General features: G+C 63.1%; 5 protein-coding genes. 1 reads left to right on the top strand and 4 read right to left on the bottom strand.

What is annotated here, in order from left to right; translation table 11 throughout:
• Positions 1-180: 180 nt before the first annotated feature.
• The 4 genes from BUB23_RS05955 to BUB23_RS05970 form a co-directional block, all read right to left on the bottom strand.
• A complete protein-coding gene (locus BUB23_RS05955; RefSeq protein ID WP_073102147.1) occupies positions 181-1,248 on the bottom strand; it encodes a peptidylprolyl isomerase in 1,068 nt (355 codons plus the stop codon).
• Between the two features lie 239 nt (positions 1,249-1,487).
• Positions 1,488-2,609 carry a type 2 periplasmic-binding domain-containing protein gene (locus BUB23_RS05960; protein ID WP_073102148.1) on the bottom strand — a complete coding sequence of 374 codons (1,122 nt, stop codon included), beginning with the start codon at positions 2,607-2,609 and terminating at the stop codon, positions 1,488-1,490.
• Positions 2,610-2,746: 137 nt separating this feature from the next.
• Positions 2,747-6,196, bottom strand: coding sequence for a two-partner secretion domain-containing protein (locus BUB23_RS05965; RefSeq protein WP_084135791.1), 3,450 nt, complete (start codon positions 6,194-6,196; stop codon positions 2,747-2,749).
• A gap of 503 nt (positions 6,197-6,699) precedes the next feature.
• A complete protein-coding gene (locus tag BUB23_RS05970) occupies positions 6,700-7,170 on the bottom strand; it encodes a tRNA (cytidine(34)-2'-O)-methyltransferase (protein WP_073102150.1) in 471 nt (156 codons plus the stop codon).
• Positions 7,171-7,373: 203 nt separating this feature from the next.
• Between BUB23_RS05970 and BUB23_RS05975 the strand changes: the two genes are divergently transcribed.
• Positions 7,374-7,699, top strand: a 326-nt coding sequence (locus BUB23_RS05975; RefSeq protein ID WP_143160889.1) for an Rpn family recombination-promoting nuclease/putative transposase, incomplete at its 3' end; no start/stop codon positions are given.

Here is a 7,699-nt window from a genome sequence, read left to right on the forward strand (position 1 = left end):
GGGTGCGCCGAGGGGATGCAGGCCCGAAGATACTGGCGCCGTTGTTACCCGCCTCTATACACCGTTATATATTGTAGGATATATCGAGAGGATTTCAATCGTGATTAAAAAAGACCTCTGTCCTAGATCAACAATTCGCCGGGAAATCGCGGCGGCACGGGCTTGCGCCATGGCCTTGTTTCAAGGCAGGCGCTCCACCGCGGCGGCAAGCGCGGCATCATCGACATGCATGTCGCCGCGCGCCGCGATGCTTTCCAGGTAGGCCCGCTCATTCCGCCTGGCCAGATCCGCGCGCATGGCCTGGCGCAGCATGGGCTCCAATTCCGCCAGGGGTATCGGGCGCTCGACCTGCTTGTCCAGCAGCTTGAAAATGAACAAGCCCTGCGCCGTTTCCACCGGGTCGCTCACTTCGCCCACATTCAGCGTGCCGGCCGCCTTGGCCGCTGCCGGGCGCATACGCGCCAATGGCTGCGGCTGCGGTGACAGCGCGCCGCCCTGCGCGGCGCTGGCCGCGTCCTGCGAGTGCGCCTTGGCAAGTTGGGCGAAATCGCCGCCCGCCGCGCGCGCCTGCGCCGCCAGTGCCTTGGCCTGGGCGCGCAGCGCCTCCATCGCCTTGGTGGAATCACTGTCGCCCGGCGCCGGCCGCTTCAGGAAGATCTGCGCCAGGGCATAGGTGGCCGGCGCCGAGGGCGGCGGCGCGAGCTTGGCGTAGGCCGCCTTCAACTCGTCCTGCGACGGATACGCGTCGGGCACCTTGGCCTGCTGCTGCAAATAGGTGGCCGCCACGATCCGGTCGCTCAGTTCGCGCGCCGCCGCATCGATCTGCGCCTTGACCTGCGGCTGCTGCGCCCAATTGGCCTTTCGCGCATCTCGCACTAGGTACCGCTCGGCCAGGCGCTGCCACAGCAGGTCTTCCAGGGCCTCCCGGCGCGCCGCGAGTTGCATGCGCTGCGTCGGCGGTATTTGCTGCAGCATGTCCTGGAGTTCGGCCTGTGTGATGGTTGCCGAGCCCATGCGGGCCACTGGCGGGCTGCCGTCATCGCGCGCTTGCGCCGCGCCCGGCACCTTACCGGCCTGTCGCGAAGGTTTTTCCACTTGGCGCGCCGCCGGGCTGGCGGCCGCGGCCATGGCGAGAGCCGTCAGGCAAGAGAACACAGCCAGGGCCGCGCCTGACCGCAGCGCCCTGTAGAGCGTGGAACCGCGCAGGCGGGTACGCGGCCGGTCGTCCGGCCGCAACACTGTCGTCATGATTACACCTTGAACTGAAAATGAAAAGCAAACAGAATGGGCATGTCATCTGAACCGCGTCTGCGCGACCATGTGGCCGTAGCGCTCCGGCGTCCAGACGAACGAGGCCTGGAAGCCCCGTTCCAAGCCGATGCAGACGGGAGCGGTGGGGGCCTTCTACTTCGACTTGATGGCTGCCTTCGGTCTATCGGGGAATGAGTTGCCCCGGCGCCCGTCTCCGGCCCGCCAGGGCAACTCGTTTAGATCACGGAGTAGCAGTGGTTAGTGAGCCACTGATTCCATGTCTGACCGGCCCCGCCCCCAAGATTAGCGTTAGCGGCATTGGGATTGGACAGGTTCATGAAAGTCCATAGCGCCAGGGCCGCTTGTTCCGCCGTATTGCCGCCCGTCGTCACCGAATCGCCGTCCGTGTCAAGCAAAACGGCATATTGAGCCACGTTGTAGGCAACATTGGTAAACTCCACGTAGGAATAGCCGGCGTTGCATATCTGGGCCTTCGCAACGAAGCCGGAATTGATCGATGGGTAGGCGGGATCGAACACGGCCTGGTAAGTCACATCGATATTGCCAAACAGCGGCGTGTGGACAATCGACGGAGGCCATGGCGTATAGCCCATGTCGGTCAGGATTTTCTGTGCGGCCAGGCCGTAAGGCGCCGGAACGGGGTCCGCGACAGCGACCTCGCCAGCCGCGGGAACGATGGTATGTCCCGATGCCGTAGTCGCAATGGTGTCCGAGGTGCCAGTCGAGGCCGTACCTGTCACTAAACTGTTGGGAGGTGCCGACGTACTATCGGTGAAAATTACCGGGATCCCGTTTGCATAAATATGGGAGGATCCAATTGTGTAGTATGGCGCAGGCGTTGCGTTCAATGTCTCGTAGACCAGATCATCCGGCGCATCCTGGTTCGCCGCCGCAAACAGACCATATTTGTAAGCGATGGCGAGCGGAAGCGCCTCGGCTCCACTTGCGGGCGTCGGGTGGGCGCTGTAGACAGTTCCCGAATGCAGGGTAATGGCCGTGTGCGTCGGGTTCACATGCGTGGTTGGATCCTTGAGAATTTCTCCCATCAAATGCCCGGTCGCATTATGGCAGAGGCCAATGAGTCCGTAGGATGTGCCGCCAGGCGAGTTCAGGAAATCCGTGATCAGATCGAGCGCCGGCCCATAGAAATTGGAGGCGACGGCGATCGTCGTGTCGGGTGCTCCGTAGATGCCGACATTCGCTGCAGTGGCATCTGCGAAATGCCCGGAAGAGTCTACATATTGGCACACCGTGTCGGCGGCCCAACTGGCCGGCGCGGCGAGGCTGCACAAAATGGCTGCTGACAGCACGGTAAGTCGCTTGGATTTGACTTTCATTGCGAAGCTCCTCAATTACAATTGTGGGCGTTTAGGCCCTGGAAGGTGGGAATCAGCCGATTCCCTGGATTGCCTTTCACCGTGAAGTGCAAGGCTTTTTTGGCAAGGGGCCGAATTTTCATCAAGCCCCCTGCCCTTTACAGCTTGCTGCCTTTGTCCTTGCTTTCATCGTTGTCCTTGCTTTCATCTTTGTCCAATTGGTAGGTCTGCCCGTCCACCTCTATGCTCTGGATGCCGGCCGAGTAGCGCCCCGGGGTGAAGACGATGTTCGGGTCTAGCGAAGTCGGCAGGCTGGCCATGAGGCTGCCCGCCAGTTCCATGTTCGGGGTGTAGAGCGCCTGCTGGCGAGCGCCGGCGACGGCGCCGCCAGCCACTTGCGTGGCGCCATCGAAACGCGCCTGCCGCTGCGCCGCCTCGCGCTGTGCCAGTTCACGCTGTGCAGCCTCGCGCTGCGCTTCCTCGCGCTGTTCCGCCTCGCGCTGTTCCGCCTCGCGCCGCCGCGCCTCCTCTTCGTCGGCTGCCGCCTGCGCGGCCCTGTCCGCCAGCACCTGGTCGATGGTGCCGTCGAGGTAGTAGCGGACGTCCTCGAATTGCTGGCCGGTCAGGCCTTGCGTGTCTATCATGGCGAGCTGGAGGCCGTCCGCCTGCCCGCCAATGGCCCTGCGCTGGCCCGTGGAGTCCATATTCCAATAGCTTCTGCTGATGCTTGTGCTGACTCCTCCGGCATAGCCGACCAGCCCGCCCACGTTGTTACCGGTTCCCGTCACGCGGCCGCTGGCCGTGGAATTGGTGATCGAGGTGATTCCGGTGGTTTCTCCGACCAGGGCCGCCAGATTGTCCACTCCCGTCACGGAGCCCGTCGCCGTTGAATCCGTAACGGAGCCATCAAAAAGGACGCCGACCAGTCCCCCCGCTCCCGTCCCATAGTACGAGGACAGAGCTGTGACGTCGCCCGAGGCCGACGATCCGAAGATATCGCCATGACCGACGCCAACCAGCCCGCCCAAGTTCCGGCCGCCGATCACGTTCCCGCTGGCCCAGGACTTCGAGATCGAGGAGGAGGCGCCGGCGAACCCAACCAAGCCTCCCAAGGCTTGAGAAGAGGCATTGCCCTTCACATTGCCCGTCGCATACGAGTTGGCGATGCTGCTCCCTGTGCCCAGCGTGCCGACCAAGCCCCCGATCATATCGCTGCTGTCTCCAGTGGCAGAAACATTGCCGGTGGCATGAGAATTGGTGATCGCTCCTTCCAGCCAACCAGCCAGTCCGCCAACATTGTGGGCTATACGGCCCGAGATGCTGACATCTCCCTCGGCGTAGCTGTTGTCGATATCGGTACGGGCGGCGTAGCCGATCAGCCCACCGACATACTGGGCCCCGTAATCGATCGCTGCCGCTGTCGCGGTCACGTCCCCCGTGGCGAAACTGTTGGCCACTTTCATATTGCCGTCGGCGCTGCCTACGGGTATCCGCCCGATCAGCCCGCCCAGATACTGTGAGCCGGTCACGGCTCCCGTGGCATAGGAATTCGCGATCGAACTGGGCGGGTTGCTGGCCACTATGGTGATAGAGCCGATCAGGCCGCCAAGATCCTGAGTTGTCTCGTCGCCATCGGCTACCTTGCCCGTCACGCTGCCCGTGGCGTGGGACTTGTCGATGACAATGCTTGAGCGGTTGACAATACCGACCAGCCCGCCGGCATTTGCGGTGGCCCCTGTTATGTCGACGTCCGCGTAAGAACTCGTGATGCGGGTCGGGTTGCCGACGGTGCTGTTGACAAGGCCCACCAGCCCGCCTCCCTGCGCACCGCGGAGGGCCAACTTCCCGGTGGCATAGCTGTTCGAAATGTTCGCTGCGGTGCCGTTAATGCGGGCGGCCAATACGCCAGCGTAGGAATTTGCGCTGATATCGGCGTGTTCCACTCCGATATCCCGGATGGTGGCGCCATTGACAGTGCCGATAAGCCCGACGTAGAGCGATCCGTTCAGTGTCAGGTTGTCGAGCGAGTGCCCCAGCCCGGCCAGCGTGCCGGTCAGCGTGGAAACCACCGAAGCCCTTCCCATATTGGCCGCGCTCCAGGCCGCCGCATCAATGTCCTGCGCCAGCGCGTACTTGTCCGCGCCGCTGATGCTCGCCAGATCGTTCATGCTATGGATCAGCGTGTAGGCGACCCCGTTGATGACCAGTCCGGTCTTGTTCTCGATATTCGTCTGAGTGGCGGCATTCGTGAAGGTCACGCTGCCATACACCCCGCCGCTGGTATCCTGCTTCGCCACCGGAATACCTTCAGCGTTCAGCACCGTGCCGCTATAGCTGGCCTTGGTGCGGACGTTGTACTCGCCGCCGTAGTTCAGCATTAGCCCGGCGCCGGCGCCCGAGGCGGTGATCGGCGCATTGATGTTGATGTCGTGGGCGGCGGTCAGCGTCAGCGTGTTGTCGCTCGCCCAGTTCACGGCGTCGTTGACGTTGATATCGCCCTTCGTCCCGCTGCTGCCGATCGATGACTGCACCTCGTAGTCGCCCTGAGTGTTCAGGTAGTTGCTCAGGAAAGCCCCGGTCATGTCGCCACCGCTCGCGGCAATCGTGAAGTCCACCGGGTCTATCAGCCAGGTGCCATTTCTGCCCTGCGCCGAGCGGGTCCGAATCTGCGCCGTTTCGGCGATCCGGACTCTGTCGCCCGAGGTCTCGATGAAGCCGCCATCGCCGCCGTCGGGCGCGCTGGCGTCCAGCGTGCCCGCCACATTGGCCGTGCCGCCGTAGGCGTAGGCCAGGATGTCGCCCTTCAGCTCGCCCAGTGTGCGCGCCTGCGCGATGCCGCTGTTGTTCACCTGCGAGCCCAGCACGTCGTCGGCCGCCCGGGCCGTCAGGATGACCTTGCCGCCGTCGGCATAGACCGCGCCCTTGTTTTCCACCAGCGCGTCGAGCGCGCCTTCGTCCAGGCTCACGCTGAGCAGCGAATCGCCATTGAAGTTGAGCGTCACCCGCTTGGCCCCATTGAGCGAGACCGTGCCCTGGGTGGCCATGATCACGCCCTGGTTGGAGACGGACTCGCCCAGCAGGGCCACGTAGCCGCCGTCGGCGGCCGTGAGCGTGCCCATGTTCACCACCGAGCCGCCACCGCCGTCGCGGCCTTTGAACACATAGTTGCCGTTTTCGAAATCCCGGTCGCTGATGTCCAGCGTGCTGGCCACCAGCCCGCCCGTATTGACCCGCGAGCCCTGCGAGAACAGCACGCCGTTGGAGTTGATCAGAAAGACCTTGCCGTTGGCGTTGATCGCGCCCTGGATCACGCTCTGCTCATTGCCCACCACGCGGTTGAGCGTCATGGCCGAGGCGTTGGGCTGCCTGAAGTTGACGGTTTCCGAAGGCGCCACCGAGAAGCCCTGCCAGTTGATCGCCGCCTTCTGCGTGCTCTGGTGGATGTCGGTCACGCCGCCGGCCTGGCTGATGGCCGCCGCCCCGCTGGTGACCTGTCCGCCGTAGGGCGCGGCCGCCACCAGCGGCGGACAAAGCAAGGCGGATATCGCGAGACTGAGTTTCTTTCTTTTGAACGCCGCTATACAAAGGCGCGAGACCCTTCCTGACATTGACTTCCCCTAGGACATATGATTATTTGTAGAATGGCCTGCGGATGCCGAGGGAATGCCACGGTCACCCGTACATTTTGATGGCAGAGGCCAGGGGCGCCGTAGAACCGGCCTGGACCCATTCATGCGGGGCTTGAAGACACTGGCGTCGTCTGTAAAACACTGGCGTTGTTACTTGCCTCCACGCATCGTTGTATATAGTAAAATATAACGGATACATTTTGATTATTATTTTCAGAATCCCTGTCCTGGATCAATGTCCCGCCGACGAAACCGCAAGGCCGTTTAACGCTCCCGGCCGGCCCTCGCGACGGGCAGTCGCGGGTTGGCAGCCATAACTGTCGATTGCCATGCAGTTTGGAAATTACGTCGCCGGGTTTTGAGATTTCGGGCCGTGGCTATGAAGAATGCGTGCGGCCGTAACGGAATCCCGCTAGCCCGGGCCGCGGGCGTCGATAAATGGCTTCATGGGTTTGCGGTGCGGCGCTTCAACTCTGTGGCGTTCACACGCTCCCCTCATACCCCGCCTGGCGCCAGGCCTCGTACACCGTCACCGCCACGGCGTTCGACAGGTTCAGGCTGCGCTGCCCCGGCCGCATGGGCAGGCGCACATGCTGCTCCAGCGGGAAAAGCGCGGACTGCTCCGGCGTCAGCCCCGCCGTCTCGCGGCCGAACACGAACACATCGCCTGGAGCGAACGCCATATCGCCTATCAGGCGCCGCCCCTTGGTCGTCAACGCAAAGCGGCGGGCGGCGCCGGCGCCGGTGGCCGTCAGGGCGTCGGCCAGGGTGTCATGCACCCGCATCGGCGCCCACTCATGGTAGTCCAGCCCCGCCCTCTTGAGCTTTTTATCGTCAAGCTCGAACCCCAGCGGCCGCACCAGGTGCAGCGCCGCCCCGCTATTGGCCGCCAGGCGGATCACGTTCCCGGTGTTAGGGGGTATCTCGGGCGAAACCAGAACAATATGAAACATCGAATTTTCCGTTAAAACCTGTTCGGCGGGAACAGAAGCCGCGGCGCGTGGCTATCCGGCCGGGTGCGGACGCCAGTGTGACTTATTTTACCGGCCTCGCGCCGGTATTTCCCCTAGTGAACAAAACCATGCACCGCCAGACAAATCGCCCATGATCCGGCATAAAGTAAGTGTCCCTGATACGTTTTCATTGGGACACGCGCATGAATCTGTACGATCAGTACTACCGCAAGCTGTTCAGCAGCCCCCACATGGTCCGCGCCCTGTTCCAGGGCATCCTGCCCCCCGCCTTGCTGGCCATGCTGGATCTGGACACCCTGGAGCCGCTACCCACCAACTACGTCAGCGGCTGGCAGCGCGATCGGCGCGGCGATCTGGTCTGGCGCGTACGGCGGCGCGACGGCATCATGCTGTATCTGCTGATCCTCCTGGAACACCAGTCCGATCAGGACCGGATCATGGGCATACGCATCATGGGCTACAGCGCGCTGCTGTACGAGGACATCACCATGCGCGACTTGGTGCAGCC

The organism is Pollutimonas bauzanensis (assembly GCF_900129885.1).
Taxonomy (GTDB): Bacteria; Pseudomonadota; Gammaproteobacteria; order Burkholderiales; family Burkholderiaceae_B; genus Pollutimonas; species Pollutimonas bauzanensis.